Annotated in this window: 40 protein-coding genes; 1 reads left to right on the top strand and 39 read right to left on the bottom strand. The window is 44.1% G+C overall.

Annotated features, from left to right (window positions below):
* Nucleotides 1–9: 9 nt before the first annotated feature.
* From BQ5591_RS21510 to BQ5591_RS05045, 4 genes are all read right to left on the bottom strand, one after another.
* Entirely contained in the window at nt 10–234 is a 225-nt protein-coding gene (locus tag BQ5591_RS21510) for a hypothetical protein (protein WP_162493691.1), read from the bottom strand.
* Between the two features lie 91 nt (nt 235–325).
* Nucleotides 326–778 (bottom strand): DUF6078 family protein, encoded by a 453-nt coding sequence (locus tag BQ5591_RS05055; protein ID WP_071148647.1) that lies wholly within the window; start codon nt 776–778, stop codon nt 326–328.
* Entirely contained in the window at nt 775–1,428 is a 654-nt protein-coding gene (locus BQ5591_RS05050) for a DUF6563 family protein (protein WP_071148646.1), read from the bottom strand. Before BQ5591_RS05050 ends, BQ5591_RS05055 begins: the two co-directional genes overlap by 4 nt.
* Nucleotides 1,429–1,540: 112 nt before the next feature.
* Nucleotides 1,541–2,491: a sialate O-acetylesterase gene (locus tag BQ5591_RS05045; RefSeq protein WP_235817042.1), complete on the bottom strand. Its 951-nt coding sequence runs from the start codon at nt 2,489–2,491 to the stop codon at nt 1,541–1,543.
* A gap of 293 nt (nt 2,492–2,784) precedes the next feature.
* Here BQ5591_RS05045 and BQ5591_RS05040 point away from each other — a divergent pair, with 293 nt between their 5' ends.
* Complete coding sequence (locus BQ5591_RS05040) at nt 2,785–4,596, top strand: MutS family DNA mismatch repair protein (RefSeq protein WP_071148645.1); 1,812 nt, start codon at nt 2,785–2,787, stop codon at nt 4,594–4,596.
* Nucleotides 4,597–4,694: 98 nt separating this feature from the next.
* On the opposite strand, the gene BQ5591_RS05035 is transcribed toward BQ5591_RS05040, so the two are convergent.
* The 35 genes from BQ5591_RS05035 to rpsL all read right to left on the bottom strand — a co-directional run bounded on the left by BQ5591_RS05035 (nt 4,695) and on the right by rpsL (nt 24,169).
* Nucleotides 4,695–5,222 (bottom strand): hypothetical protein, encoded by a 528-nt coding sequence (locus tag BQ5591_RS05035; RefSeq protein ID WP_071148644.1) that lies wholly within the window; start codon nt 5,220–5,222, stop codon nt 4,695–4,697.
* Between the two features lie 252 nt (nt 5,223–5,474).
* On the bottom strand, nt 5,475–5,888 hold the full coding sequence (locus tag BQ5591_RS05030; RefSeq protein WP_071149337.1) for a hypothetical protein: 414 nt from the start codon (nt 5,886–5,888) through the stop codon (nt 5,475–5,477).
* 138 nt (nt 5,889–6,026) lie between these two features.
* Nucleotides 6,027–6,530 carry a 50S ribosomal protein L17 gene (gene rplQ, locus BQ5591_RS05025; RefSeq protein WP_071148643.1) on the bottom strand — a complete coding sequence of 168 codons (504 nt, stop codon included), beginning with the start codon at nt 6,528–6,530 and terminating at the stop codon, nt 6,027–6,029.
* A 3-nt stretch (nt 6,531–6,533) separates the two neighbouring features.
* Entirely contained in the window at nt 6,534–7,526 is a 993-nt protein-coding gene (locus BQ5591_RS05020) for a DNA-directed RNA polymerase subunit alpha (RefSeq protein ID WP_071148642.1), read from the bottom strand.
* Between the two features lie 11 nt (nt 7,527–7,537).
* Complete coding sequence (gene rpsD / locus BQ5591_RS05015) at nt 7,538–8,143, bottom strand: 30S ribosomal protein S4 (protein WP_022161568.1); 606 nt, start codon at nt 8,141–8,143, stop codon at nt 7,538–7,540.
* A 113-nt stretch (nt 8,144–8,256) separates the two neighbouring features.
* Nucleotides 8,257–8,646, bottom strand: a complete 390-nt coding sequence (rpsK, locus tag BQ5591_RS05010) for a 30S ribosomal protein S11 (protein ID WP_007567382.1) — start codon at nt 8,644–8,646, stop codon at nt 8,257–8,259.
* An 11-nt stretch (nt 8,647–8,657) separates the two neighbouring features.
* Nucleotides 8,658–9,038, bottom strand: a complete 381-nt coding sequence (gene rpsM, locus BQ5591_RS05005; RefSeq protein WP_022161567.1) for a 30S ribosomal protein S13 — start codon at nt 9,036–9,038, stop codon at nt 8,658–8,660.
* A 34-nt stretch (nt 9,039–9,072) separates the two neighbouring features.
* On the bottom strand, nt 9,073–9,189 hold the full coding sequence (gene ykgO / locus BQ5591_RS20655; protein WP_002558051.1) for a type B 50S ribosomal protein L36: 117 nt from the start codon (nt 9,187–9,189) through the stop codon (nt 9,073–9,075).
* 9 nt (nt 9,190–9,198) lie between these two features.
* Nucleotides 9,199–9,417: a translation initiation factor IF-1 gene (gene infA / locus BQ5591_RS05000; protein WP_002558052.1), complete on the bottom strand. Its 219-nt coding sequence runs from the start codon at nt 9,415–9,417 to the stop codon at nt 9,199–9,201.
* A gap of 9 nt (nt 9,418–9,426) precedes the next feature.
* Entirely contained in the window at nt 9,427–10,224 is a 798-nt protein-coding gene (gene map / locus BQ5591_RS04995) for a type I methionyl aminopeptidase (RefSeq protein WP_071148641.1), read from the bottom strand.
* Nucleotides 10,225–10,238: 14 nt separating this feature from the next.
* The gene (gene secY / locus BQ5591_RS04990) at nt 10,239–11,582 is read right to left on the bottom strand and encodes a preprotein translocase subunit SecY (RefSeq protein WP_022161565.1); all 1,344 of its coding nucleotides are present in this window, start codon (nt 11,580–11,582) and stop codon (nt 10,239–10,241) included.
* A 4-nt stretch (nt 11,583–11,586) separates the two neighbouring features.
* Entirely contained in the window at nt 11,587–12,033 is a 447-nt protein-coding gene (rplO, locus tag BQ5591_RS04985) for a 50S ribosomal protein L15 (RefSeq protein WP_022161564.1), read from the bottom strand.
* A 31-nt stretch (nt 12,034–12,064) separates the two neighbouring features.
* Nucleotides 12,065–12,241, bottom strand: coding sequence for a 50S ribosomal protein L30 (gene rpmD / locus BQ5591_RS04980; RefSeq protein WP_004291222.1), 177 nt, complete (start codon nt 12,239–12,241; stop codon nt 12,065–12,067).
* An 11-nt stretch (nt 12,242–12,252) separates the two neighbouring features.
* Nucleotides 12,253–12,771, bottom strand: a complete 519-nt coding sequence (gene rpsE / locus BQ5591_RS04975; RefSeq protein WP_022161563.1) for a 30S ribosomal protein S5 — start codon at nt 12,769–12,771, stop codon at nt 12,253–12,255.
* Between the two features lie 5 nt (nt 12,772–12,776).
* The gene (gene rplR, locus BQ5591_RS04970) at nt 12,777–13,121 is read right to left on the bottom strand and encodes a 50S ribosomal protein L18 (RefSeq protein WP_022161562.1); all 345 of its coding nucleotides are present in this window, start codon (nt 13,119–13,121) and stop codon (nt 12,777–12,779) included.
* Nucleotides 13,122–13,143: 22 nt separating this feature from the next.
* Nucleotides 13,144–13,713 carry a 50S ribosomal protein L6 gene (gene rplF / locus BQ5591_RS04965; RefSeq protein WP_071148640.1) on the bottom strand — a complete coding sequence of 190 codons (570 nt, stop codon included), beginning with the start codon at nt 13,711–13,713 and terminating at the stop codon, nt 13,144–13,146.
* A gap of 16 nt (nt 13,714–13,729) precedes the next feature.
* Nucleotides 13,730–14,125, bottom strand: a complete 396-nt coding sequence (gene rpsH, locus BQ5591_RS04960; protein WP_022161560.1) for a 30S ribosomal protein S8 — start codon at nt 14,123–14,125, stop codon at nt 13,730–13,732.
* 56 nt (nt 14,126–14,181) lie between these two features.
* Nucleotides 14,182–14,481: a 30S ribosomal protein S14 gene (gene rpsN / locus BQ5591_RS04955; RefSeq protein WP_022161559.1), complete on the bottom strand. Its 300-nt coding sequence runs from the start codon at nt 14,479–14,481 to the stop codon at nt 14,182–14,184.
* Between the two features lie 6 nt (nt 14,482–14,487).
* Nucleotides 14,488–15,045 (bottom strand): 50S ribosomal protein L5, encoded by a 558-nt coding sequence (gene rplE, locus BQ5591_RS04950; protein ID WP_022161558.1) that lies wholly within the window; start codon nt 15,043–15,045, stop codon nt 14,488–14,490.
* Nucleotides 15,045–15,377: a 50S ribosomal protein L24 gene (rplX, locus tag BQ5591_RS04945; protein WP_022161557.1), complete on the bottom strand. Its 333-nt coding sequence runs from the start codon at nt 15,375–15,377 to the stop codon at nt 15,045–15,047. The genes rplE and rplX overlap by 1 nt, the downstream gene beginning before the upstream one ends.
* A gap of 20 nt (nt 15,378–15,397) precedes the next feature.
* Nucleotides 15,398–15,763: a 50S ribosomal protein L14 gene (gene rplN / locus BQ5591_RS04940; protein ID WP_022161556.1), complete on the bottom strand. Its 366-nt coding sequence runs from the start codon at nt 15,761–15,763 to the stop codon at nt 15,398–15,400.
* 2 nt (nt 15,764–15,765) lie between these two features.
* Entirely contained in the window at nt 15,766–16,035 is a 270-nt protein-coding gene (rpsQ, locus tag BQ5591_RS04935; RefSeq protein WP_113740847.1) for a 30S ribosomal protein S17, read from the bottom strand.
* On the bottom strand, nt 16,032–16,229 hold the full coding sequence (gene rpmC / locus BQ5591_RS04930; protein WP_022161554.1) for a 50S ribosomal protein L29: 198 nt from the start codon (nt 16,227–16,229) through the stop codon (nt 16,032–16,034). Before rpmC ends, rpsQ begins: the two co-directional genes overlap by 4 nt.
* A gap of 5 nt (nt 16,230–16,234) precedes the next feature.
* Nucleotides 16,235–16,669: a 50S ribosomal protein L16 gene (gene rplP, locus BQ5591_RS04925; protein WP_022161553.1), complete on the bottom strand. Its 435-nt coding sequence runs from the start codon at nt 16,667–16,669 to the stop codon at nt 16,235–16,237.
* Nucleotides 16,670–16,690: 21 nt separating this feature from the next.
* Nucleotides 16,691–17,422, bottom strand: a complete 732-nt coding sequence (rpsC, locus tag BQ5591_RS04920; protein ID WP_005656540.1) for a 30S ribosomal protein S3 — start codon at nt 17,420–17,422, stop codon at nt 16,691–16,693.
* A gap of 5 nt (nt 17,423–17,427) precedes the next feature.
* The gene (rplV, locus tag BQ5591_RS04915; RefSeq protein WP_022161552.1) at nt 17,428–17,838 is read right to left on the bottom strand and encodes a 50S ribosomal protein L22; all 411 of its coding nucleotides are present in this window, start codon (nt 17,836–17,838) and stop codon (nt 17,428–17,430) included.
* Nucleotides 17,839–17,875: 37 nt separating this feature from the next.
* Nucleotides 17,876–18,145, bottom strand: coding sequence for a 30S ribosomal protein S19 (rpsS, locus tag BQ5591_RS04910; RefSeq protein ID WP_022161551.1), 270 nt, complete (start codon nt 18,143–18,145; stop codon nt 17,876–17,878).
* 20 nt (nt 18,146–18,165) lie between these two features.
* Complete coding sequence (gene rplB, locus BQ5591_RS04905) at nt 18,166–18,990, bottom strand: 50S ribosomal protein L2 (RefSeq protein WP_071148639.1); 825 nt, start codon at nt 18,988–18,990, stop codon at nt 18,166–18,168.
* A gap of 5 nt (nt 18,991–18,995) precedes the next feature.
* Entirely contained in the window at nt 18,996–19,289 is a 294-nt protein-coding gene (rplW, locus tag BQ5591_RS04900; RefSeq protein ID WP_022161693.1) for a 50S ribosomal protein L23, read from the bottom strand.
* Between the two features lie 16 nt (nt 19,290–19,305).
* Nucleotides 19,306–19,932 carry a 50S ribosomal protein L4 gene (gene rplD, locus BQ5591_RS04895; RefSeq protein WP_022161692.1) on the bottom strand — a complete coding sequence of 209 codons (627 nt, stop codon included), beginning with the start codon at nt 19,930–19,932 and terminating at the stop codon, nt 19,306–19,308.
* On the bottom strand, nt 19,932–20,549 hold the full coding sequence (gene rplC, locus BQ5591_RS04890; protein ID WP_022161691.1) for a 50S ribosomal protein L3: 618 nt from the start codon (nt 20,547–20,549) through the stop codon (nt 19,932–19,934). Before rplC ends, rplD begins: the two co-directional genes overlap by 1 nt.
* 24 nt (nt 20,550–20,573) lie before the next feature.
* Nucleotides 20,574–20,879 (bottom strand): 30S ribosomal protein S10, encoded by a 306-nt coding sequence (gene rpsJ / locus BQ5591_RS04885; RefSeq protein ID WP_004291244.1) that lies wholly within the window; start codon nt 20,877–20,879, stop codon nt 20,574–20,576.
* Between the two features lie 90 nt (nt 20,880–20,969).
* On the bottom strand, nt 20,970–23,087 hold the full coding sequence (gene fusA, locus BQ5591_RS04880) for an elongation factor G (RefSeq protein ID WP_071148638.1): 2,118 nt from the start codon (nt 23,085–23,087) through the stop codon (nt 20,970–20,972).
* Between the two features lie 47 nt (nt 23,088–23,134).
* Nucleotides 23,135–23,611 carry a 30S ribosomal protein S7 gene (gene rpsG / locus BQ5591_RS04875; protein WP_022161689.1) on the bottom strand — a complete coding sequence of 159 codons (477 nt, stop codon included), beginning with the start codon at nt 23,609–23,611 and terminating at the stop codon, nt 23,135–23,137.
* 156 nt (nt 23,612–23,767) lie between these two features.
* Complete coding sequence (gene rpsL / locus BQ5591_RS04870) at nt 23,768–24,169, bottom strand: 30S ribosomal protein S12 (protein WP_021846443.1); 402 nt, start codon at nt 24,167–24,169, stop codon at nt 23,768–23,770.
* Nucleotides 24,170–24,526 lie beyond the last annotated feature (357 nt).

Here is a 24,526-nt window from a genome sequence, read left to right as displayed (position 1 = left end):
ACGGCTACGTTACATCACAGCCTTTTTGGGGCTACAGAAAGGATATTCGGAGGAAAACAAACCCGTACGGCGGCCATCGTGACTGCTGGTGCGGACGGAAAAGAAGACAGGCAACAAAGTCATTGCACACTGGCTGCACAGCGACTGCACACTGGTTGCAGCGTCGCTGCATACAGGTTGCAGAACTACTGCACGCAGGTTGCAGAGCCACTGCAAACGGCTTTGCAGTAACACTGCACACAGGCTTGCAGTAACGCTGCAACCAGTGTGCAGCGGTGTACAGTCCTGCCGGGCAGGACACAACCATCCGTATGATGAAGGAGAATTACCAGACTAAGGCTTGCTCGTAACCGTCGAAACGGGGTGCCGCAGCCAGTCCCATGTCACGGAAGACAGCCGTTATCCGGCGTTGTTCTTCGGGAGTGATAAGCCGCTTGCCGTTGCGGCTGAGGTAGAAATAGCGTTCGCACGAGAAACAACCCACTACGCGGGCGCGCAGCTCGGCGGCCTGCTTCACGGGAACTTCGTCGAACAGGTGCATCATTCCCCGGGCAAAGCGTACCGGTGTGTCGGGACGGTAAAGGGGACAGGCGGAAAGGTCGGGCAAGCGGTCGACGTAACAGGCATTGACCGTATGCAGCGTCTGGGGTTGCGGGTCTTCGCTCTGTTCGAGCAGACGGGCGGCAATGGCGCGCAGGCAAGTGGCACACTTGGGGCATTTGTCCCGTCCTGCAAAGCAATAGGTATAGGCACGGGGCACGTCTTGTAGCTGTATCATAAAGGTTCGTTTTTGGTTTGTATCATCTTCAGGTACCGACCGACTACTTCGGCCGACTCGCTTGTTTCGCCCTCGAAGCGGGCTCGCAGTTCGGGAAAGGCGGACAGCAATTGCAACATCTTCTCCTTGCCTACAAATTCGGAATGGCCCGTCTCGGGGTCGAGCTCGTAGTACACGCGGTCGTGCACAAGTCCCGAAGCGGCAATGGCGTCGCCTACCTCGCCTCCCAGCTTGGCAGCATCGGCAGGCATCAGCGTACTGGTGGCCGCCTGGCCTACGGGTTGTGCGGAGAAATAGATTTTTCCTCCCACCCACATGGCGGGCGCATACCACTGACCGAAGCGGTAGCGCTTGTAGCGCATCTTGCGGCAATTGACGTAAAGTGCCGTGTCCACGCGCACGGCATAGCAGCGCTTGCGTAGGTAACGGCTCATGCCCGAGTTCTCGGGAGCCGTAATGCGGTAGTCGGCACCGCCCATCAGATATATCTGATTCTTCGAGCGCCGCTCCACTTGCAGGGTTGTCACCGTGTCGCCCTGCTCCTCACGCAGTTCTTTCAGGTTGGCATACATGATTTGCTGCGCCGTGCAGGGCAAAACGCCCCCCAAGATGCTCAGCAACAAAGTCCATAATACGACCCTTTTCTTCATATCGGCTGTCTTTATTTAACGATTTTTCCGTGTTAAAGGTAGTCTATTTTGGAAAAACCTGCAAGAATGAGGCAAAAAGATTGTATCAGCCATTCCCAGAAGACTCCTGCAATCACTCTCCCCGCTGCAGTTTCAACAAAGTCTCGGCATAATTGCGTCCCAACTTCCGGTATCCTTCGGGCGAGAAGTGGAACACATCGGCAGGCTCTACGGCACTGCCTACCCCCGTACAGCCTTCCGAAGAAACCACATGGGCAGTAGGTATCACATCGGGCACAGTGGCAATGATGCTGTTCATCCCCCAGCAAAGCCCGCCTTCCTCCTGACGCAGCATCTCGCCAATCAGTATGGGCACCTCGGCAGCCTCCAGCCCTAAGTCGGCCAACAGGTCACCATATATCTTCTTCACCTTGCCCGGCCAGTCCTGCTGCATGTTGTTCGATTCGCCCTGATGCAGCAAGATGCCTTTAATGACACCTTCCTGCTGTGCCAGCCGCGCCATCTCGATCAACTTGCCGTAAGGCCAGCCACCGTAAGCATTCATCAGCCCCTGCTGCCAGGCATCAGCATTCTGATAGTAGTCGGTATAATGGTCCTTGTCGAAAGCGTCGATGCCTGCTCCGCCCAAAGCCACCACAATCACTCCAACCCTGATGTCCGGATTGTCTGCCACCAGCGTGCGGCCGAAATAATCGGCAGGCGTCAAGCCAGTTTCGGCACGGCACAACGGCGGCACAGCCGTATACCACTGCCCCGGCACGCGGTTCCAGTTGCCCGCCACGACAGCCATCATGCGGAAACGCTCGTCCACTCCTTCCAAGTCCTGCGGCTCGATAGCCGTATAATCGGGACGGGCGTACCCCTCCATATTCGATTGTCCGAAACACAAATAAATGTGGAAGTTGGGATCGGCACCAGTCTCCGGTTCATCGGTCTCTTCAGAATCTCCGGGTCCGTCGGGAACAACCGGCGGTGTATTTCCGTCCAACTCGGGTTCATTACTACAACCGGGCAAGGCCCACGCCAGCATTGCCGCCAAAAAATAAAAAGCAAGTCTTTTCATACTATTAATGTTACGTTCTAAGGTATATGTTTCTACTCTCTCCTCTGCCCCAACTGGCAACAACCCATTGAAGCAAACGCACAAAAATAGCCCCATGCCCTCAGGCAGACAAAGAAACATGTTACAAATACTTTCAATGAGGTAACATCCGGCTTAAAATATATTAAAAAGTTCCATTCCTTTTGGGGGGACAACTTGTAAGTCGGGGGGATGGCCGCTTAAAAACAACCTTTTGCTTTGTAGCCCCCTCACCTTTCCATATCTTTGCCCTCACAAAAAAACATAGCAAACCCATGGACAACATTCAACAGATAGCCGCCCGCTACCGCAGTCAGGTAGAAGAGGCGCAACAGGAACTCAACCGTGTACAACAACGCATTTACCGCATCGGGACGCTACGCGTCGTACTGTTCGTGGCCTGCGTGGCCGGACTGATTTACTTTTGGGACGAGAGCTGGAGCGTGCTTTGCGCCATTGCAGTTGTCACCATGCTCCCTTTCCTGCTCCTGATCAAGCGACACAACCGTCTGTTTGCCCGCAAAGACTACCTGGAAAAGAAAGTGGAAGTGAACCAGCAGGAACTGGCCGCGCTGGACTATGACACCTCGCCCTTCAACGGCGGCGATGAATACACCGATCCCGCCCACCTGTATACGTTCGACCTCGATGTCTTCGGGCAGCGTTCGCTGTTTCAGTACATCAACCGCACCTGCACGCAACCCGGCAAAGCCCGGCTCGCCTCCTGGCTGAACAAGCATCTGGAGAACCGCGAAGAAATTGTCCGTCGTCAGGAAGCCGTACGCGAACTGGCTGCCGAACCCGTGTTCAGACAACGCTTCCGCATACTGGGTCTGCTCTACAAAGGAAAGAAAGCCGACGAAAACGAACTGCGTGCCTGGGCCGAAAGCCCCAGCATCTTCCGGAAAAGACGAGTGCTACGCCTGCTGCCCGCACTGGTAACGGGTGTCAATGCCCTGTGCCTGCTGGCCGTAGTCTTCGGACTGCTGTCGGGCACCGTGTGGGGAGTCATCTGGATGATATTCGTCGTAGGTAGTTTCGCCTTTACGGGAAAAGTCACCAAGATACAGTCAGTCTACGGCAAGAAGCTCCAGATACTCGGCACCTATGCCAACCTGCTGAAGCTGATGGACAAGCAAGACGTACAAGCCCCGTTGCTGAAGAGTATCAAAGAGGAAATTGGTGGCGAACAGCGGAAAGCCTCACAGTCCATCCGACAGCTCAGCAAACTGATGAACGAGCTGGACCAGCGAAACAACATGTTCATGTACGCCGTGCTCAATGGTTGCTTCTTCTGGGAACTGCGACAAATCATGCGCATCGAAGCCTGGAAAGAACAGCATGCCGCCGAACTGCCCCGCTGGCTCAACGCTATCGGAGAGATGGATGCCCTTTGCTCGCTGGGCACCTTCGCCTACAACCACCCCGGCTACGTCTACCCCACCTTCACCGACAAGCCTTTCTGCTTCCGCGGCACCGCACTGGGTCATCCGCTGATGCACCGCGACCGCTGCGTGCGCAACGACATCGACATCGCCAAGCGACCTTTCTTCATCATCATCACCGGAGCCAACATGGCGGGTAAGAGCACCTACCTGCGCACCATCGGAATTAACTACCTGCTGGCCTGTATCGGTGCTCCGGTCTTTGCCCGCGAACTGCAACTCTACCCTGCCCGACTCGTCACCAGCCTGCGTACCAGCGACTCGCTCAACGACAATGAATCCTATTTCTTCGCCGAACTGAAACGACTGAAACTCATCATCGACAAACTACAGGCAGGCGAAGAACTCTTCATCATCCTCGACGAAATACTGAAAGGTACCAACTCAATGGACAAGCAGAAAGGTTCGCTCGCCCTCATCCGCCAGTTCATGACGTTGCAGGCCAACGGCATCATCGCCACACACGACCTGCTGCTGGGTACGCTGGCCGATGCCTACCCCGACGATATCCGCAACTTCTGCTTCGAAGCCGACATCAAGGACAATGAACTGTCCTTCTCGTACCGGCTCCGTCCCGGCGTAGCACAGAACATGAATGCCTGCTTCCTGATGAAGAAGATGGGAATAGCCATGACGGAATAGGCACAAGCGACAGGAATATAAAAAAAGGGATCGGCCGGATAACAGCCAATCCCCTACAAAGCTTAAAGTCAAGTCTAAACCTGTCGCAGGTATCTTATTTACATTTTAGATATAAAAGTAGAAAGTGCAGCTGCCTCCGTTCCGGTGAAATACTTCACTTTGGTTACAGGAGTATACGTATACGGAACAAACTGGAACAGCTGAACAGCCACAAACTTACTGTCTTTGGTAATCATCACGTCCATACGCACATTACCGCTGGCACCACTCTTCACGCCAGCCACTTCGGCCGATAAGTTGTCGAGCATATCTGTCAGACGATTCAGATATTTCAGATCGAAAAACAGGCTACGTTTGGTAGCCACACTGCCGGTAGGCAGATAAATCAACTGTTTCGACTTCCAGAAGATACGGAAAATTCCTCCCAATATCAGCACCGTACCACATACCATAAGGGCCATACTAGCCGTAGAAGTATTGTCAGTCATGCCGAAAACAGCAACAAACAAAAAGATTCCCAAGAGTACCATTACCCCCGAATAGAGCAAAGAAGCCACACTGGTACGCTTTACAATGTCAGGATGAGTTAATGTGAAAATAGTTGTGTTAGAAGTTTGAGTCGCCATAATATTTGTTTTTAAAGAATGAAATAAATAAAGTAAATAGGTCAGCCTACGGCCAGAAGCACCAAGAGACCGACATGCTAGAATCGGGCATTTTTTTCCCAGTTAGGAAAAAATTTCTCCCCTATTGGGAAAAAATATTTCCCCAGTTAGGAAAAAAATAAAGCCTGATATTGCTTAAAAGGAAACCCCATCGAAGGCTACAGAAAGCCTGCACAAATAAAAGGGGATAAGAAACAGGATTCTCTAAAAACACTAAATGAGAATACGCCGCAGTGCAAAGATATAATAATCGCACACCGGACTACAGATGCGGCAGGGCAAGGCATCATAAAACTTCCCTTGACACTGACTACGAACAGCCTCGTAATGGGCTATCTCGCCTACCCTTTCCTTCAAAAAACAAAGATATTCCATCACAGCCGAACGCTGCATGCGTGAAAAAGTTACAAGCTGCGAACAGCTGTTAGCACCGGCCAGTTCGGCATCGGGTAGACATGGCCATTGAGGCATGGTAAAACATTCCCCTTCTTCCTGCAACGAAGTCATCTGTTCCGTCAGCACACGAGAAACCGATTGGAGTGAATCACCCCCCAATGCTTCGTCCATGCGCTGTCCCAGAGCCAGTACAAGAATCAAAATACCAATGATTTTTACGAACTTAGCCATATCACCTACAAATATAACCAATAATTTACAGATACAGAGTTCCAGGGAAATCTTTTAATGTTTGTACACAAAAATATAGAAATAAAAAAAGTCGCCCCAATCACGGGGCGACTTTTCCATATAAAAGAATAGTTGATATTATTCAGCCTTAGCTTCTTCTGCTTTAGCTTCCTCAGCAACAGGAGCTTCAGCAGCAGGTGCAGCCTCAGTAGCGGCAGCAGAGCTCTTCTTAGAACGGCGAGTACGAGTAGCCTTCTTGGCAACTTTGTCCTTAGCCATGTTTTCGTTGTAGTCAACGAGTTCAATGAAGCACATTTCTGCATTATCACCCAGACGGTTACCAGTCTTGATGATACGAGTATAGCCACCCGGACGGTCTGCAATCTTCACAGAGATTTCTTTAAACAGTTCAGTTACAGCATACTTGTCCTGCAAATTGCTAAATACTACACGACGAGAGTTTGTCGTATCGTTCTTTGACTTCGTAATCAAAGGCTCAACAAACTTCTTCAGAGCTTTAGCCTTTGCAACGGTCGTAGTGATTCTTTTGTGCTTGATCAAAGAACACGCCATATTGGCCAACATAGCGTTTCTGTGAGAAGCAGTACGACCCAAATGATTGAATTTCTTATTATGTCTCATTGTTTATTCTTTATCTAATTTATATTTAGAAATATCAGTTCCAAACGACAGATTCAGACTTTCCAGCAAATCATCAAGCTCGGTAAGCGATTTCTTTCCGAAGTTTCTGAACTTCAGCAGATCCGTCTTGTTGAACTGAACCAAGTCGCCTAATGTTTCTACATCCGCAGCCTTCAAGCAGTTGAGGGCACGAACAGAAAGATCCATATCCACGAGTTTGGTCTTCAGCAACTGACGCATGTGCAATACTTCTTCATCGAACTCTTCGTTGCTGTCAGAATCACTTGTTTCCAAAGTGATCTTTTCGTCAGAGAAGAGCATAAAGTGATAAATCAGTATTTTGGCTGCTTCCTTCAGAGCTTCCTTCGGGTGAATGGAACCGTCGGTAGTAATTTCAAGTACCAGCTTATCGTAGTCAGTCTTCTGTTCAACACGGAAAGGCTCAATCTGATACTTGACATTACGTATCGGAGTATAAATAGAGTCGATAGGAATTACGTTCACATCGGTGCAATATTCGCGGTTTTCATCAGCAGGTACATAACCGCGACCTTTGTTAATCGTAATGTCTATCTGCATAGTTGCCTTTGAATCTAAATGACAAATAACTAATTCAGGATTTAACACTTCAAATCCAGTCAAATACTTACCTATGTCACCTGCTTTAAATTCAGTAGAATTCTCAATGGTAATACTTACTTTCTCACTTTCGAATTCTTCAACTACTTGCTTGAATCTCACTTGTTTCAGATTCAAGATAATGTTAGTAACATCCTCCTTAACTCCCGGTACACTGGAGAATTCATGCTCAACACCTTCAATCTTGATGGTGGTGATAGCAAAACCCTCCAAGGAAGAAAGCAGGATGCGGCGCAGGGCATTACCCACGGTAATACCGAAACCGGGCTCCAACGGACGAAATTCGAATTTTCCGAATTTAGAGTCCGCTTCCAACATTAATACTTTATCAGGTTTTTGAAATGCTAATATCGCCATGAAATTAATTATTATTTAGAATACAACTCTACGATCAAATGCTCTTTAATGTTTTCAGGAATGTCTGCTCTTTCAGGAACATGCAACAGTTTACCAACCTTCAGAGTTTCATCCCACTCCAACCAAGGATACTTGCTGTGATTGAAACCAGCCAATGAGTTAGCGATAACTTCCAATGACTTAGATTTCTCACGTACTCCAACAATCTGACCGGGTTTCACTGCATACGAAGGGATGTTTACAACTTCACCATCCACTGTGATATGCTTGTGACTAACCAGCTGACGGGCAGCTGCACGAGTAGGAGCAATTCCTAAACGGTATACAACATTGTCGAGACGACCTTCGAGCAATTGAAGCAATACCTCACCAGTAATACCTTTTGCCGTAGCTGCCTTCTCGAACAGGTTACGGAATTGTTTTTCCAAAACTCCATAGGTGTATTTAGCTTTCTGCTTTTCACGAAGTTGCACACCATATTCAGAAGTTTTTCTCTTTCTTGAATTACCGTGTTGTCCGGGAGGATAATTCTTCTTAGACAAAACTTTATCTGCTCCAAAGATACCTTCACCGAATTTACGGGCTATTCTTGATTTTGGTCCAGTATATCTAGCCATTTCTTTTAATTTTTAATTGTTAGTCATGAACTTAATTTGTTGCAGCCGCGATTGCAGAGAAGAATTATACAATCCAATAACAAAATCAAGTGTCATTTAAATAAAGGTAAATCTTAAACTCTACGTCTTTTCGGAGGACGACAACCATTGTGAGGAAGCGGAGTTACGTCGATAATCTCAGTAACTTCAATACCTGCACCGTGTACAGTTCTAATAGCAGACTCACGTCCGTTACCTGGACCCTTCACATATGCCTTAACCTTTCTCAAACCAAGATCATAGGCAACCTTAGCACAATCTTGTGCAGCCATCTGTGCTGCATAAGGAGTGTTCTTCTTAGAACCTCTAAATCCCATTTTACCGGCAGAAGACCAAGAAATGATCTGACCTTCGCTATTTGCCAGAGAAACAATAATGTTGTTGAAAGATGAATGAACGTGCAATTGTCCATTAGCATCTACCTTTACATTTCTCTTTTTTGCTGCAACTGTTTTTTTTGCCATATCAACAATTATTATTTAGTAGCTTTTTTCTTATTAGCAACGGTTTTCTTTCTACCCTTACGAGTACGAGCATTGTTCTTTGTGCTCTGGCCTCTAACAGGCAGACCGATACGGTGACGTACACCACGGTAGCAACCGATATCCATCAAACGTTTAATATTCAATTGAACCTCAGAGCGAAGATCACCTTCTACTTTGTACTCTGCGCCAATGATCTCACGAATCTTGGCAGCCTGATCATCCGTCCAGTCTTTTACTTTCAGGTCTCTGTCAACACCTGCTTTATCCAAAATTTTTGCTGAACTACTACGACCTATTCCGTAAATATAGGTCAACGCAATTTCACCTCTCTTGTTTTGAGGCAAATCGACACCAACTATTCTTATAGCCATATACTAAATTATTTTTTTTGCAAAAATAATAATATTATCCTTGACGTTGTTTATACTTAGGATTTTTCTTGTTAATAACATACAAACGGCCATTACGTCTAACGATCTTACACTCTGGCGTACGTTTCTTTAAGGATGCTCTTACTTTCATATCTTAATTTTATTTATATCTAAATACAATTCTTCCTTTCGATAAATCGTAAGGAGACATTTCAACTCTTACTTTATCTCCTGGCAAGATTTTGATATAATGCATCCGCATCTTACCTGAGATATGAGCAGTAATCTCATGTCCGTTTTCTAATTCAACGCGAAACATTGCATTAGACAATGCTTCAACTATAACTCCATCTTGTTCTATTGCAGATTGCTTTGCCATATTAATTTCTTAAATTGCTTTATCTCCTAATACTTCTTCAATGAACTTGAACGATGACAAGATATCAGCTTCACCAGACTCTATTGCAATTGTATGCTCGAAATGAGCAGCACATTTACGATCTTTCGTTCTTACTGTCCAGCCATCCCGCTCCATCACAATTTGACGGCTTCCCAAGGTAATCATCGGCTCAATAGCAATGCACAACCCGCGTTTCAACATCGTACCGTAACCACGTCTGCCGTAATTAGGCACTTGCGGATCCTCGTGCATCTCTTTACCGATACCATGACCTACAAATTCACGCACCACACCATAAGAATTGGATTCGCAATGCTGTTGGATTGCATATCCGATATCACCCAGGCGTTTCCCCTGAACTGCATTTTGAATTCCTATGTATAATGCCTCTTTTGTTACTTTAAGCAATTTGCGTACTTCCTCATCAACTTCACCTACACAGAACGTATAAGCAGAATCACCACAAAATCCATTCATGTAAGTACCACAATCGACCGAAACTATATCGCCGTCTTTCAGTACTACATCACTTGGTATGCCATGTACCACCTGCTCATTCACAGAGGTACAAATCGAAGCTGGAAACGGATCGCCATATTGATTGGGGAAACCCTTAAAAGTGGGAATAGCACCATTATCTCTAATGAATTCTTCCGCAACCTTATCCAGCTCCTTTGTAGTGACTCCAGGCTTAATAATCTTGGCTAATTCACCAAGCGTTTTTCCTACAAGCAAATTACTCTCACGGAGCAGCTCTATTTCATCTTCAGTTTTAAGAAATATCATTTCCTCAAAAAAGATTAATATGCAGCTACATTACCACTACGCCCTTTGATACGACCAGATTTCAGCAAACCGTCATAATGTCTCATCAACAGATGACTTTCAACTTGCTGCAGTGTATCAAGAACCACACCTACAAGAATTAACAAAGATGTACCGCCAAAGAACTGAGCAAATTCAGCTTTTACTCCAAATACACCAGCAAAAGCAGGCATAATGGCAACCAAGGCAAGGAAGAAAGAACCTGGCAAAGTAATGCGTGACATAATCACATCAATATACTCTGCTGTTTGCTTGCCCGGCTTAATACCAGGAATAAAGCCATTGTTACGCTTCATATCCTCGGCCATCTGAGTCGGATTAATGGTTATTGCAGTATAGAAATAAGTAAATAATATAATCAACACTGCAAAAATCAAATTGTACCAGAAGCTTGTATGATCAGTTAATGCATGAACGAAACCGCTTGCATTATTTACATTTGAGAAACCAATAAAGGTAATGGGGATAAACATGATTGCCTGAGCAAAGATAATAGGCATCACATTGGCAGCATTCACTTTCAAAGGAATATACTGTCTTGCGCCACCGTATTGCTTGTTACCGACAATTTTCTTTGCATACTGTACAGGAATCTTTCTCGTACCCTGAACAAGCAGGATTGCAAAAGCGATAACGACTAACAAAACAACAAGTTCGATCAAGAACATAACCAAACCACCAGTCTTATCAGTCATACGAGATACCAGTTCCTGGAACAGAGATTGCGGCAAGCGTGCAATAATACCCACCATAATGATCAATGAAATACCATTACCGATACCTTTATCAGTAATTCTCTCACCAAGCCACAAAATAAACATACTACCAGCAGCTAAAATGATGGTAGAATAAACGATAAACAGAGTCCAATCTAATGAAGCACTTAAAGAAGGTCCAGCCTGCATTTTAAGATTCATCAAATAAGAAGGAGCCTGGAACAAAAGAATCACAATGGTCAGATAACGAGTATACTGATTCATTTTCCTTCTACCGCTTTCACCTTCACGCTGCAATTTCTGGAAATACGGAACAGCGATTCCCAGCAACTGAATAACGATGGAGGCAGAGATATACGGCATAATACCCAAAGCAAAAATAGATGCATTGGAAAATGCTCCTCCGGAAAACATATTTAACAAAGCCAAAAGGCCCTCGCTTGTTTGCTCGTGCAACTGAGTCAACATTGACGGGTTAACACCTGGCAATACAACATATGAACCAAAACGGTAGATTGCCACAAACAATATGGTAATGAGGATCCGTTGTCTCAGATCCTCAATTTTCCATATATTCTTTAATGTTTCAATAGCTTTTCTCATTGAATTAGAGTTTTACCACTTGTCCACCAGCAGCTTCGATGGCAGCAGCAGCAGTCTTAGAGAATGCATGTGCCTGTACATCCAACTTAGCAGTCAAAGTTCCGTTACCTAACACTTTTACCAACTGGTTTGAAGAGATGAAACCAGCATCAACAAAATCGTTGATACCTACAGTCTGCAGATTCTTAGCTTCAGCCAGTTTCTGGATTGTATCCAAGTTAATAGCCTTATACTCTACGCGATTGATATTTTTAAAGCCAAACTTCGGAACACGGCGTTGAAGAGGCATCTGACCACCTTCGAAACCGATCTTCTTAGAATATCCAGATCTTGATTTAGCTCCCTTATGACCTCTTGTAGAAGTGCCTCCCAAACCAGAACCCGGACCACGTCCAATTCTCTTTCTTGATTTAGTAGATCCCTCTGCAGGTTTTAAATTACTTAAGTTCATATTGTAATTCGTTTTATTATTCAACAAATAATTACTTAACAATGGTAACCAAGTGTTTAACCTTATCCACCATTCCAAGAATTGAAGGAGTGCATTCGTGTTCAACCACACGATTCAACTTATGAAGTCCCAGTGCATCGAGAGTTCTCTTCTGGTCAGCAGGAGCACCAATTCTACTTTTTACTTGTTTAATCTTTATAGTCGACATAATTTTCCTCCTTATCCTCTAAAAACTTTTTCAATACTGATACCTCTGTTCTGAGCTACCATACGAGCATCACGCATTTCGCTTAATGCCAGAATTGTAGCCTTCACCAAGTTATGAGGGTTAGAAGAACCTTTTGATTTAGCCAAAACGTCCGTCACACCTACACTTTCGAGTACAGCACGCATTGCACCACCGGCAACCACACCCGTACCGTGAGAAGCAGGCTTGATGAATACTTCAGCACCACCAAACTTAGCCGACTGTTCGTGAGGAACAGTTCCCTTCAATACAGGTACTCTTGTCAAGTTCTTCTTTGCAGATTCTACACCTTTTGCTATAGCAGCTGTTACTTCACCTGCCTTACCAAGTCCCCAACCGATGATACCTTCTTCATTACCTACTACCACAATGGCAGAGAAGCTGAAAGTTCTACCACCTTTTGTCACCTTGGTCACACGATTAATAGCAACTAATCTATCTTTCAGTTCTATATCGTTTGAAATCTTAACTCTATTATTAAGTCCTGCCATAATGATTAAAATTTAAGTCCACCGTTACGTGCAGCATCAGCCACTTCTTTTACTCTCCCATGATATAAGTAACCATTACGGTCGAAAACAACAGTAGTAATTCCAGCTTCCTGTGCTTTCTTAGCGATCAGCTCGCCTACCTTAGCAGCTTGTTCCTTCTTAGGCATCTTTTCAGTCATACCCAAAGAAGAAGCGGCAGCCAGTGTTCTACCTGACAAATCATCGATAACCTGAACATAGATTTGCTTGTTGCTTCTAAATACACTCATACGCGGACACTCAGGAGTACCTGAAACTTTATTGCGTACTCTATATTTGATTTTAATTCGTCTTTCTATTTTTGTTGTCATAATATTCTATCAATTTAAATGATTATTTAGCGCCGGCCGATTTACCAGACTTTCTACGAATTTCTTCGCCAACAAACTTAATACCTTTACCTTTGTAGGGTTCAGGCTTACGGAAAGAACGTATTTTAGAGCAAACTTGACCAAGCAATTGCTTATCACAAGATTCCAGAATAATCAACGGATTCTTATTTCTTTCAGACTTAGTCTCTACCTTCACTTCAGGCGGCAACTGTATAAAGATACTGTGAGTATATCCCAAAGCCAGTTCAATGATATTTCCTTGGTTAGAAGCACGGTAACCTACACCGACAAGTTCCAACTCTTTCTTATATCCTTCAGATACACCAACAACCATGTTGTGAACCAATGCACGATACAAACCGTGGAACGCATGTTTTTGCTTCGGATTATCCAACATTGCGTTCTCGTTCTCTGTCAAAACTACATGACCGTCTTCGATGGAAACATTGATAGCAGGATTTACGTATTGGCTCATTTCGCCTTTAGGTCCCTTTACGGTTACTACATCATCCTTCAAAGTAACTGTTACTCCGGCAGGAATGCTAATGGGTAATTTTCCTATTCTTGACATTGCTTATTCCTCCTCATTAATATACATAACACAAAACCTCACCACCGATCTTCAGTTCAGCGGCTTCTTTGTTGGTCATTACACCTTTGGAAGTAGATATTATAGCAATACCCAAACCATTAATAACACGCGGCATATCCTTGTAACCAGTATATTTACGCATACCCGGAGAAGAAATTCTTTCCAGTTTCTTGATAGCGTTTACCTTGTTAACCGGATCATACTTCAAGGCTACCTTGATTGTACCTTGAGGACCATCTTCTACAAACTTGTAATTAAGAATGTAGCCTTTCTCAAAAAGAATCTTAGTGATTTCTTTTTTCAAATTTGAAGCCGGAACTTCCACAACTCTGTGCTTCGCTTGAATAGCGTTCCGCAACCTCGTCAAATAATCTGCTATTGGATCAGTCATATAAAAAATAAATTAAATTAATCAGGACTACCCTGACAATATTTAAAAAATAATAATTACCAGCTTGCTTTCTTTACACCCGGGATAAGACCGTTTGAGGCCATCTCACGGAACTGGATTCTGGAAATGCCGAACTGACGGATATATCCTTTAGGACGACCAGTCAGCTTGCAACGATTGTGCAGACGAATGGGGTTAGCATTCTTAGGCAATTCCTGAAGCTTTTGTGCAGCCTCATAAGCCTCTACAGGGTCACCCGTTCTAACGATTTTCTTCAGGGCAGCTCTTTTCTCGGCATATCTGGCTACTAATTTTGCACGTCTTACTTCACGTGCCTTCATTGATTCTTTTGCCATAACTTATCAATCTTTTTTAGCGTTCTTAAACGGTAAACCGAATTCCTTCAACAAAGCATAACCTTCTTCATCTGTCTTCGCAGAGGTTACAAAGGTAATATTCATACCGAGAATTCTTGTAATACTATCGATATTTATTTCAGGGAAAATGATTTGCTCCTGAATACCAAGGGTATAGTTACCCTTACCATCGAACTTACTTTCAATACCTTTGAAGTCACGGATACGGGGAAGAGCGACACGAACCAATTTCTCAAGGAATTCGTACATTCTCTCACGACGCAGAGTCACCATTACGCCAATAGGCATTTTCTTACGCAACTTAAAGTTTGCAATATCTTTACGAGAAACGGTTGCTACGGCTTTCTGGCCAGTAATAGCAGTCATTTCGTTAATTGCCACTTCAATAATCTTCTTGTCGGCAACAGCCATACCCAGACCTTGATTGATCACAATCTTCTTAAGTACGGGTATCTGCATAGAAGAAGAATACTGGAACTGTGATTTCAATGCAGGAGCGATACGCTCTGCATATTCTTTCTTAAGGCTAGCAGTATTACTCATTACTTAATCTCCTCTCCTGATTTTTTAGAATAACGCACTAAAGTCTTCTTGCCATTGGCATTAGTACTAACTTTTCTACCAACACGAGTTGGTTTACCAGTCTTCGGATCAACCGGATTCAAGTTTGAAATGTGGATAGAAGCTTCCTGCTTCACAATACCACCCTGGGGGTTCTTAGCGCTCGGCTTTGTGCTCTTCGACACCATGTTGATACCTTCAACGATCGCACGTTTTTTCTCAACAAGAACCTTCAACACGCGACCAGTCTTACCCTTATCTTCACCAGCGTTTACGTAAACTGTATCGCCTTTCTTTATATGTAACTTACTCATTACCTAAATCTTTTACAAAATTAAAGTACTTCAGGAGCGAGTGACACCACTTTCATGTTAGTAGCACGGAGTTCACGAGCTACCGGACCGAAAATACGACTACCTCTGATTTCGCCTGCATTGTTCAACAACACACAAGCGTTGTCATCAAAACGTATATAAGATCCATCCGGACGACGGATTTCTTTCTTAGTACGTACGATCAAAGCCTTAGACACTGCACCTTTTTTAATATCACTCGAAGGGATGACGCTCTTGATAGAAACAACAATAACATCCCCTACAGAAGCATAGCGACGACCTGTACCGCCCAAAACGCGAATACAGAGGGCTTCTTTTGCCCCACTGTTGTCACATACTGTAAGTCTGGATTCTGCTTGTATCATAATTACTTAGCTTTTTCTACAATTTCTACTAATCTCCATCTCTTGGTCTTGCTCAAAGGACGAGTTTCCATGATACGTACAGTATCACCTACATTACACTCATTCTTCTCATCATGAGCATGGTATTTCTTAGTCTTGCTAACGAACTTACCATAAATGGGGTGTTTTTCCTTAAATTTGGCAGCAACTGTGATAGTCTTGTCCATCTTGTTGCTAAGCACAACCCCAGTTCTTTCTTTTCTTAAATTTCTTGCTTCCATCAAACTCATCATTTATTGTTAAGTTCTCTTTGACGTAACTCAGTCTTCATACGCGCGATTGTTCTGCGTAACTGTTTGATCTGAGCAGGATTATCCAAAGGAGAAATAGAATGATTCAAAACCATTTGATCATACTTTGCTACTTCTGCTTCAACTCTTTCTACCAAATCACTGGTAGACATTTCTCTAATTTCTGCTATTTTCATACTCCTTACGCATTTTGATTTTGAACATCGTAATCACGTCTTACCACGAACTTAGTAGTGATAGGAAGCTTCTGTGCTGCCAAGCGCAAAGCTTCTTTAGCGATCTCATAAGAAACACCCTCGGCTTCGATGATAATTCTACCCGGTGTTACAGGAGCTACGAATCCTTCGGGATTACCTTTACCTTTACCCATACGTACGTCAGCAGGCTTTCTCGTAATAGGTTTATCGGGGAAAATGCGAATCCAAATTTGTCCTTGACGTTGCATATATCTCGTTACTGCAATACGTGCAGCTTCAATCTGACGGCCTGTAATCCATTTCGTCTCCAAAGCTTTGATACCAAATGACCCGAAAGCCAGCTGGTTACCTCTTTGGGCATTGCCTTTTTGACGGCCTTTTTGTTGTCTTCTGAATTTTGTTTTTTTCGGTTGTAACATAATTCCTAAAAATCAAATTCGTTAGCGATTATTTTTCTTTCTTTTGAAGTTCTTTCCGCCATTGTTTCCGCTATTGCTTCCACGACCACTTTCCTTGCTTTGTGTAAAGTTCGGAGCCAATTCTCTCTTACCATAAACTTCACCTCTACAAATCCAAACTTTAATACCGAGAAGACCAACCTTCGTCAATGCTTCTGCATGACAGTAGTCGATGTCTGCTCTGAAAGTGTGCAACGGAGTTCTTCCTTCCTTATACATTTCAGAACGTGCCATTTCAGCGCCATTCAAACGTCCTGAAATCTGAATTTTAATACCTTCCGCACCCATACGCATTGTATTAGCGATAGCCATCTTGATGGCACGACGGTAGGCAATCTTACCTTCAACCTGACGCGCGATGTTATTAGCCACGATAACGGCGTCGAGTTCAGGTCTCTTAACTTCGAAGATATTAATCTGGATGTCCTTATCGGTAACCTTCTTCAATTCCTCTTTCAACTTATCAACTTCCTGGCCACCCTTACCGATAATGATACCCGGACGTGCAGTACAAACGGTAATAGTCACGAGTTTCAGTGTACGTTCGATTACAATTCTTGAAACGCTGGCTTTAGCAAGACGAGCGTTCAGATATTTGCGAATTTTGCTATCTTCCAACAAAGAATCGCCGTAATTCTTTCCACCATACCAATTGGAATCCCAGCCTCTGATAATTCCTAAACGGTTGCTTATTGGATTAACTTTTTGTCCCATTTACCTTAATTTTGATCTTCGTTATTACTTTTAGAACCAACGAACAATGTTACGTGATTTGAACGCTTGCGAATTCTGTAACCTCTTCCCTGCGGAGCCGGACGCATTCTTTTCAGCGTAGCACCACCATCAACATAAATCTTTGTTACGAACAATTCGCCACTTTCAGCCTTACGTTCGTTTTTCTGCTCCCAGTTAGCAATTGCAGAACGCAGCAGCTTCTCCACTCTCGCAGCAGCCTCTTTAGAAGAGAACTTCAAGACGCCAAGCGCTCTGTTCACTTCCATACCGCGAATCATGTCTGCCACGAGACGCATCTTACGCGGGGAAGTAGGAACATTTTGCAATTTCGCAAAATACATGGATTTAAGGGCTTCTTTTCTTTTATCAGCCGATATTTTTTTTCTTGCTCCCATTATATTATTACTTTATTATTTCAGATAAATCCTGTCTTTATTTTTTCTTGTTACCAGCGTGTCCTCTGAATGTACGAGTTGGAGCAAATTCGCCCAACTTGTGTCCTACCATATTTTCGGTAACGTAAACAGGAATGAATTTATTTCCATTGTGAACTGCAACAGTATGGCCTACGAAATCAGGCGAAATCATTGAAGCTCTGGCCCAAGTCTTAACTACAGCCTTCTTGCCAGATTCATTCATGGCAAGCACTTTCTTCTCAAGTTTAACGTTAATATACGGACCTTTTTTTAATGAACGACTCATAATTTTCTCAATTAATCAGATTACTTCTTTCTTCTCTCAATAATATACTTAGATGATTGTTTCTTCGGAGCTCTTGTCTTAAGACCCTTAGCATACAATCCCTTACGAGATCTCGGATGTCCTCCTGAAGCACGTCCTTCACCACCACCCATCGGGTGATCAACCGGGTTCATAACAACACCACGGTTATGCGGACGACGTCCTAACCAACGAGAGCGTCCTGCCTTACCAGAACTTTCCAGTCCGTGATCTGAATTACCAACGCTACCTACTGTAGCCTTACAAGTGCAAAGGATCTGACGAACCTCGCCTGAAGGCAACTTGATAACGCAGTACTTACCTTCTCTTGAAGTCAACTGAGCAAAATTACCAGCCGAACGAACCAAAGCAGCACCTTGTCCGGGGCGTAATTCGATATTGTGAATTACAGTACCTACCGGGATATTTTGAAGAGGGAGTGCGTTTCCGATCTCCGGAGCCGCATCCGCACCTGACATCAAAGTCGCGCCAACTTGCAATCCATTGGGAGCAATAATATATCTTTTTTCACCATCTGCATAAAACAACAGAGCGATACGAGCCGAACGGTTCGGATCGTATTCAATTGTTTTAACCACTGCAGGTACACCGTCTTTATTTCTCTTGAAGTCAATGATACGAATTACCTTCTTATGACCACCGCCGATGTAGCGCATAGTCATCTTACCTTCGTTGTTACGACCACCTGAAGATTTCTTACCAAATACAAGAGACTTTTCTGGTACTCGTGCAGTAATTTCTTCGAAAGTACCAATAATTTTATGTCTTTGCCCCGGTGTTGTGGGCTTAAATTTACGTACTGCCATTTCTATTAAATATTGCTATAAAAATCAATAGTATCTCCTTCTTTCAACGTAACGATGGCTTTCTTAAAAGCGCTCTTACGACCATTGATGATACCTGCACGTGTGTAACGGCTCTTGTTCTTACCGTCATAGCGCATTGTATTTACATCAACTACTGTAACGTTATAAAGGGCCTCAATTTCTTTCTTAATTTCCAGTTTATTAGCTTCAGGACGCACGACAAAGCCGAAACGATTGTTCGCCTTATCAGTAATTGCAGTCATTTTTTCTGTCACTAACGGTTTAATAATAATTCCCATTATCTAAGCCTCCTTTTTACATTAAGATATTGTCAATAGCAGAAAGTGCGCTTTCAGTAAGCACAAGAACTCCAGCGTCCAATACTCTATAAGTATTCAACCCGGAGATAGTCTGCACGTTAGCACCCTTCACGTTACGAGCTGACAAATATACATTTTTATTTGCTTCCGGTAAAACTAAAAGCAGCTTTTTATCAGAAACTTTAAGATTTTTTGTCATTGCAACAAAATCTTTAGTCTTTGGAGCCTCAAAAGCGAAGTCTTCAACCACAACAATGGCGTTTTCTTTTGCTTTATAAGACAAAGCTGATTTACGAGCCAAAGCTTTTACTTTCTTATTCAGTTTGAAGTAGTAATCTCTCGGTTTCGGACCAAATACGCGTCCACCACCAACAAGTACCGGCGAATTCATGTCACCACGACGTGCACCGCCACCACCTTTTTGACGACCGATTTTACGAGTAGAACCACTGATCTCACTTCTTTCTTTCGATTTGTGAGTGCCCTGACGCTGGTTTGCCATAAACTGTTTAACGTCCAAGTAGATAGCGTGGTCGTTGGGCTCAATTCCGAAGATAGACTCGTTTAACGTAATCTTTCTCCCAGTGTCTTCACCTTTAATGTTATATACGTTAACTTCCATTATTTCTCAATTATTACGATTGAACCTTTGCAACCAGGAACAGAACCTTTCACCAAAAGAAGATTGTGCTCCGCGATTACTTTTAATACTTGCAGGTTTTGAACAGTTACTCTGTCGCCACCAAGCTGTCCGCCCATGCGCATTCCTTTGAATACTTTTGCAGGATACGAACAAGCACCGATAGAACCCGGTTTACGAGCGCGGTTATGCTGACCGTGAGTAGTCTGACCTACACCACCAAAGCCGTGACGCTTAACAACGCCTTGGAAACCCTTACCTTTAGAAGTACCTACTACGTCTACAAAATCGGCATCGTTGAACAGTTCTACAGTTACAGTATCACCCAGATTCAACTCTGTCGCAAATTCTTTGAACTCAGCCAAGTGTTTCTTGGGTGTTACTCCAGCCTTCTTAAAATGGCCCATCAAAGGTTTTGTAGTATGCTTCTCTTTCTTATCCTGGAAGCCCAGCTGAACAGCTGCATAGCCGTCCTTTTCTACAGTCTTCACTTGAGTAACAACACAAGGACCTGCTTCGATAACAGTGCATGGCACGTTTTTGCCCTCGGCACTGAAAACGGATGTCATTCCGATTTTTTTTCCTAATAATCCTGGCATTTCTCTAAATTTTTAATACTTAACTTACACTTTAATTTCTACTTCCACACCGCTCGGCAACTCCAGCTTCATCAGAGCATCTACTGTCTTAGCTGTTGAGCTATAGATGTCGATCAATCTCTTATAAGAAGAGAGTTCGAATTGTTCACGAGACTTTTTGTTTACGAAAGTCGAACGGTTTACAGTAAAGATGCGCTTGTGAGTAGGCAGAGGTATAGGACCGCTGACGATAGCACCTGTAGTCTTTACTGTTCTTACAATCTTTTCAGCTGACTTGTCAACCAAGTTGTGGTCGTAAGATTTCAGTTTGATTCTAATTTTTTGACTCATTACTTTTATTATTAAAATTATTATTCTAAAGAGAGTCCGCAGGTTAAGAGTCATTCGCTAACCTGCGGTACTCTGATTGTATTCTGTTGATTAAATCAGGTCAACACGTCCCTTCACTTCTTCCAATACTGCCTTGGCAATAGAAGTAGATACTTGTGCGTGATGATCGTAAGTCATAGAAGAAGTAGCACGACCAGAAGTAATGGTACGCAATGCTGTTACATAGCCGAACATTTCAGCCAGCGGAACCATAGCCTTCACGATGCGGGCACCTGAGCGGCTTGACTCCATACCTTCTACCTGACCACGACGTTTGTTCAAGTCACCGATCACATCACCCATGTTCTCTTCCGGAGTAACAACTTCCAGCTTCATGATAGGCTCCATCAGCACAGGACCGGCCTTAGAACAAGCATTCTTATAAGCCTGGATTGCACAGATTTCGAATGACAGCTGGTCAGAGTCTACCGGGTGGAAAGAACCATCAAGCAAAGTAACCTTCAAGCTATCCATCGGGAAGCCGGCTAATACACCGTTCTTCATAGCTGTCTGGAAGCCCTTCTGTACAGAAGGAATAAATTCCTTAGGAATGTTACCACCAGTTACTTCGTTGATGAACTGCAGACCGCCTTCTTTGTAGTCCTCATCGATCGGACCAACGTTAACGATGATATCAGCGAACTTACCACGACCACCAGACTGCTTCTTGTACACCTCACGGAGGTTAACAGTCTTCGTGATAGCCTCTTTATAGTTAACCTGAGGCTTACCTTGGTTACATTCAACCTTGAACTCACGTTTCAGACGGTCGATAATGATATCCAAGTGAAGCTCACCCATACCAGAGATAACTGTCTGACCAGTCTGCTCGTCGGTACGAACGGTGAATGTCGGGTCTTCTTCAGCCAGCTTAGCCAGACCGTTAGACAATTTATCCATATCCTTCTGAGTCTTAGGCTCAACTGCGATACCGATAACCGGATCGGGGAAGTCCATAGACTCCAATACGATAGGAGCATCTTCGTCGCACAAGGTATCACCAGTACGGATATCCTTGAAACCAACACCTGCACCGATATCACCGGCAGATACTACTTCTACAGGGTTCTGCTTGTTAGAGTGCATCTGGAACAGACGAGACACACGCTCCTTCTTGCCCGAACGGCTGTTGTAGATATAAGAACCGGCTTCAACCTTACCAGAGTAAACACGGAAGAATGTCAGACGACCTACATAGGGGTCAGTAGCAATCTTAAATGCCAAAGCTGCAGTCTTTTCGTCTTCATCAGGCTTACGGTCTTCCTCTTCACCAGTCGAAGGATTAGTACCTACGATGTTAGGAGTATCCAGCGGAGAAGGCAAGAAAGCACATACATAGTCGAGCAGTGTCTGAACGCCCTTATTCTTGAAAGAAGAACCGCAAAGCATCGGCACGATATCCATCTTCAAGGTTGCAGCACGCAATCCGCGGAGGATTTCTTCTTCAGTGATTGTATTAGGATCGTCGAAGAATTTTTCCATCAAAGCATCGTCGTATTCAGCTACTGTTTCCAGCATCTTGCCACGCCATTCTTCAGCTTCAGCCTGCAAGTTGGCAGGAATTTCCTCAACGTCATAGTCAGCGCCCATGGTTTCATCGTGCCACAGGATAGCTTTCATTTTGATCAGGTCAACGACACCCTTGAAGTTTTCTTCTGCACCGATAGGAATTACAACCGGACAGGGATTAGCACCCAAAACGTCCTTCATCTGACGAACTACTTCAAAGAAGTCGGCGCCCGAACGGTCCATTTTGTTTACATATCCGATACGGGGAACATTGTACTTGTCAGCCTGACGCCATACAGTTTCAGACTGCGGTTCAACACCACCTACTGCACAGTAAGCAGCAACAGCACCGTCAAGTACACGCAATGAACGTTCTACTTCGGCAGTAAAGTCAACGTGTCCCGGAGTGTCAATCAGATTGATTTTATATGTATTGCCTGCATATTTCCAACGAGTAGTTGTAGCAGCAGAAGTAATAGTAATACCACGCTCCTGTTCCTGTTCCATCCAGTCCATTGTGGCAGCACCATCGTGCACCTCACCGATTTTGTGAGTCAGACCTGTGTAGAACAAGATACGTTCTGAGGTTGTTGTCTTACCGGCATCGATGTGAGCCATGATACCGATGTTACGAGTCAAATGTAAATCACGCTTTGCCATTTTCTAAATCTTTAAGTTTTTAATTATTAATAGGTACCACTATAACATTAGAAACGGAAATGAGCGAATGCACGGTTAGCTTCTGCCATTCTGTGCATATCTTCTTTACGTTTGAAGGCACCTCCTTGTTCGTTGAAAGCGTCCATGATTTCGGCAGCCAGCTTGTCAGCCATTGACTTACCACCACGCTTGCGAGCAAAGATAATTAAATTCTTCATTGAAATAGACTCCTTACGGTCGGGGCGGATTTCGGTCGGAACCTGGAAAGTAGCACCACCTACACGGCGAGATTTTACTTCAACTTGAGGAGTTACGTTGTCCAAAGCTTTTTTCCAAATCTCAAGAGCAGATTTCTCTTCGTTCTGCATCTTGTTCTTCACTGTTTCCAGAGCTGCATAGAAGATTTCGTAAGATGTATTCTTCTTGCCGTCGTACATCAGGTGGTTAACGAACTTGGAAACTTTCACATCATTAAAAACGGGATCCGGAAGGATGACACGTTTTTTCGGTTTTGCTTTTCTCATTTGTCTGAAAGAATAATGTTTTTCGTTCTTGGTTGTTTACTTCTGTCTTCTTCAACTCTCCCTCCGGAGAATTTACTCAACCTTTAGCATCTCCAACAAACTAAAACGTAAGTTATTACTTTAATTGTTAATGTTCTGAGCTCTTAGTCCACCTTATTATTTTTTCTTAGCGGGAGCTGCCTGTCCTGGCTTCGGGCGCTTTGCACCATACTTAGAGCGACGTTGTGTACGACCGGCTACACCTGCAGTATCCAAAGTACCGCGAACGATGTGATAACGTACACCCGGAAGGTCCTTCACACGACCACCACGTACCAGTACGATAGAGTGTTCCTGCAAGTTGTGTCCTTCGCCCGGAATGTAAGAGTTCACCTCTTTACCATTGGTCAAACGCACACGAGCTACTTTACGCATAGCTGAATTCGGTTTCTTCGGAGTGGTTGTATACACTCTCACGCAAACGCCACGTCTTTGAGGACATGAATCCAAGGCAGGTGACTTACTTTTGTCAACCAGCACCTGGCGTCCTTTTCTTACTAATTGCTGAATTGTAGGCATTTTAATTGTTTTTAGTTATATATTATTGTTATATTAATTCAGAAACTATACACTTTTGGGCTGCAAAGATACTAATAACTTTTGAATAATCAATGCACTACGTACAATTATTTATTTTTAACGTATTATTTTTCACGGTCATTACACATTTCACATCCATCGCACAAACCTCCCCAATCAAACACCCGGCAATGTTGCAACCAAAGCCACGGACAGCAAACCTGCGGCGAAGACAACCGAACATTACACACCTCTCAACTGTTATTTATAAAGGTGGCATCTGAAAAAACCATCCGGAAAATACCGGCGAAGACACCGATCGGCCACCTGCCATTTATGTAACAAACCCTAAAAACA

The sequence above is a fragment of the Bacteroides ndongoniae genome, from assembly GCF_900108345.1.
GTDB classification, from domain to species: Bacteria; Bacteroidota; Bacteroidia; order Bacteroidales; family Bacteroidaceae; genus Bacteroides; species Bacteroides ndongoniae.
Note: the sequence above shows the minus strand (reverse complement) of the source record. Positions and strands in the feature narration are given on the sequence as shown.

Bases quoted from the DNA above. Each gene is read 5' to 3' on its own strand.
- BQ5591_RS05055 (WP_071148647.1), bottom strand. From the start codon at position 778: ATGATACAGCTACAAGACGTGCCCCGTGCCTATACCTATTGCTTTGCA.
- BQ5591_RS05050 (WP_071148646.1), bottom strand. From the start codon at position 1,428: ATGAAGAAAAGGGTCGTATTATGGACTTTGTTGCTGAGCATCTTGGGG.
- BQ5591_RS05045 (WP_235817042.1), bottom strand. From the start codon at position 2,491: ATGAAAAGACTTGCTTTTTATTTTTTGGCGGCAATGCTGGCGTGGGCC.
- BQ5591_RS05040 (WP_071148645.1), top strand. From the start codon at position 2,785: ATGGACAACATTCAACAGATAGCCGCCCGCTACCGCAGTCAGGTAGAA.
- BQ5591_RS05035 (WP_071148644.1), bottom strand. From the start codon at position 5,222: ATGGCGACTCAAACTTCTAACACAACTATTTTCACATTAACTCATCCT.
- BQ5591_RS05030 (WP_071149337.1), bottom strand. From the start codon at position 5,888: ATGGCTAAGTTCGTAAAAATCATTGGTATTTTGATTCTTGTACTGGCT.
- rplQ (WP_071148643.1), bottom strand. From the start codon at position 6,530: ATGAGACATAATAAGAAATTCAATCATTTGGGTCGTACTGCTTCTCAC.
- BQ5591_RS05020 (WP_071148642.1), bottom strand. From the start codon at position 7,526: ATGGCGATATTAGCATTTCAAAAACCTGATAAAGTATTAATGTTGGAA.
- rpsD (WP_022161568.1), bottom strand. From the start codon at position 8,143: ATGGCTAGATATACTGGACCAAAATCAAGAATAGCCCGTAAATTCGGT.
- rpsK (WP_007567382.1), bottom strand. From the start codon at position 8,646: ATGGCAAAAAAAACAGTTGCAGCAAAAAAGAGAAATGTAAAGGTAGAT.
- rpsM (WP_022161567.1), bottom strand. From the start codon at position 9,038: ATGGCTATAAGAATAGTTGGTGTCGATTTGCCTCAAAACAAGAGAGGT.
- ykgO (WP_002558051.1), bottom strand. From the start codon at position 9,189: ATGAAAGTAAGAGCATCCTTAAAGAAACGTACGCCAGAGTGTAAGATC.
- infA (WP_002558052.1), bottom strand. From the start codon at position 9,417: ATGGCAAAGCAATCTGCAATAGAACAAGATGGAGTTATAGTTGAAGCA.
- map (WP_071148641.1), bottom strand. From the start codon at position 10,224: ATGATATTTCTTAAAACTGAAGATGAAATAGAGCTGCTCCGTGAGAGT.
- secY (WP_022161565.1), bottom strand. From the start codon at position 11,582: ATGAGAAAAGCTATTGAAACATTAAAGAATATATGGAAAATTGAGGAT.
- rplO (WP_022161564.1), bottom strand. From the start codon at position 12,033: ATGAACTTAAGTAATTTAAAACCTGCAGAGGGATCTACTAAATCAAGA.
- rpmD (WP_004291222.1), bottom strand. From the start codon at position 12,241: ATGTCGACTATAAAGATTAAACAAGTAAAAAGTAGAATTGGTGCTCCT.
- rpsE (WP_022161563.1), bottom strand. From the start codon at position 12,771: ATGGCAGGACTTAATAATAGAGTTAAGATTTCAAACGATATAGAACTG.
- rplR (WP_022161562.1), bottom strand. From the start codon at position 13,121: ATGACAACAAAAATAGAAAGACGAATTAAAATCAAATATAGAGTACGC.
- rplF (WP_071148640.1), bottom strand. From the start codon at position 13,713: ATGTCAAGAATAGGAAAATTACCCATTAGCATTCCTGCCGGAGTAACA.
- rpsH (WP_022161560.1), bottom strand. From the start codon at position 14,125: ATGACTGATCCAATAGCAGATTATTTGACGAGGTTGCGGAACGCTATT.
- rpsN (WP_022161559.1), bottom strand. From the start codon at position 14,481: ATGGCAAAAGAATCAATGAAGGCACGTGAAGTAAGACGTGCAAAATTA.
- rplE (WP_022161558.1), bottom strand. From the start codon at position 15,045: ATGAGTAATACTGCTAGCCTTAAGAAAGAATATGCAGAGCGTATCGCT.
- rplX (WP_022161557.1), bottom strand. From the start codon at position 15,377: ATGAGTAAGTTACATATAAAGAAAGGCGATACAGTTTACGTAAACGCT.
- rplN (WP_022161556.1), bottom strand. From the start codon at position 15,763: ATGATACAAGCAGAATCCAGACTTACAGTATGTGACAACAGTGGGGCA.
- rpsQ (WP_113740847.1), bottom strand. From the start codon at position 16,035: ATGATGAGTTTGATGGAAGCAAGAAATTTAAGAAAAGAAAGAACTGGG.
- rpmC (WP_022161554.1), bottom strand. From the start codon at position 16,229: ATGAAAATAGCAGAAATTAGAGAAATGTCTACCAGTGATTTGGTAGAA.
- rplP (WP_022161553.1), bottom strand. From the start codon at position 16,669: ATGTTACAACCGAAAAAAACAAAATTCAGAAGACAACAAAAAGGCCGT.
- rpsC (WP_005656540.1), bottom strand. From the start codon at position 17,422: ATGGGACAAAAAGTTAATCCAATAAGCAACCGTTTAGGAATTATCAGA.
- rplV (WP_022161552.1), bottom strand. From the start codon at position 17,838: ATGGGAGCAAGAAAAAAAATATCGGCTGATAAAAGAAAAGAAGCCCTT.
- rpsS (WP_022161551.1), bottom strand. From the start codon at position 18,145: ATGAGTCGTTCATTAAAAAAAGGTCCGTATATTAACGTTAAACTTGAG.
- rplB (WP_071148639.1), bottom strand. From the start codon at position 18,990: ATGGCAGTACGTAAATTTAAGCCCACAACACCGGGGCAAAGACATAAA.
- rplW (WP_022161693.1), bottom strand. From the start codon at position 19,289: ATGGGAATTATTATTAAACCGTTAGTGACAGAAAAAATGACTGCAATT.
- rplD (WP_022161692.1), bottom strand. From the start codon at position 19,932: ATGGAAGTTAACGTATATAACATTAAAGGTGAAGACACTGGGAGAAAG.
- rplC (WP_022161691.1), bottom strand. From the start codon at position 20,549: ATGCCAGGATTATTAGGAAAAAAAATCGGAATGACATCCGTTTTCAGT.
- rpsJ (WP_004291244.1), bottom strand. From the start codon at position 20,879: ATGAGTCAAAAAATTAGAATCAAACTGAAATCTTACGACCACAACTTG.
- fusA (WP_071148638.1), bottom strand. From the start codon at position 23,087: ATGGCAAAGCGTGATTTACATTTGACTCGTAACATCGGTATCATGGCT.
- rpsG (WP_022161689.1), bottom strand. From the start codon at position 23,611: ATGAGAAAAGCAAAACCGAAAAAACGTGTCATCCTTCCGGATCCCGTT.
- rpsL (WP_021846443.1), bottom strand. From the start codon at position 24,169: ATGCCTACAATTCAGCAATTAGTAAGAAAAGGACGCCAGGTGCTGGTT.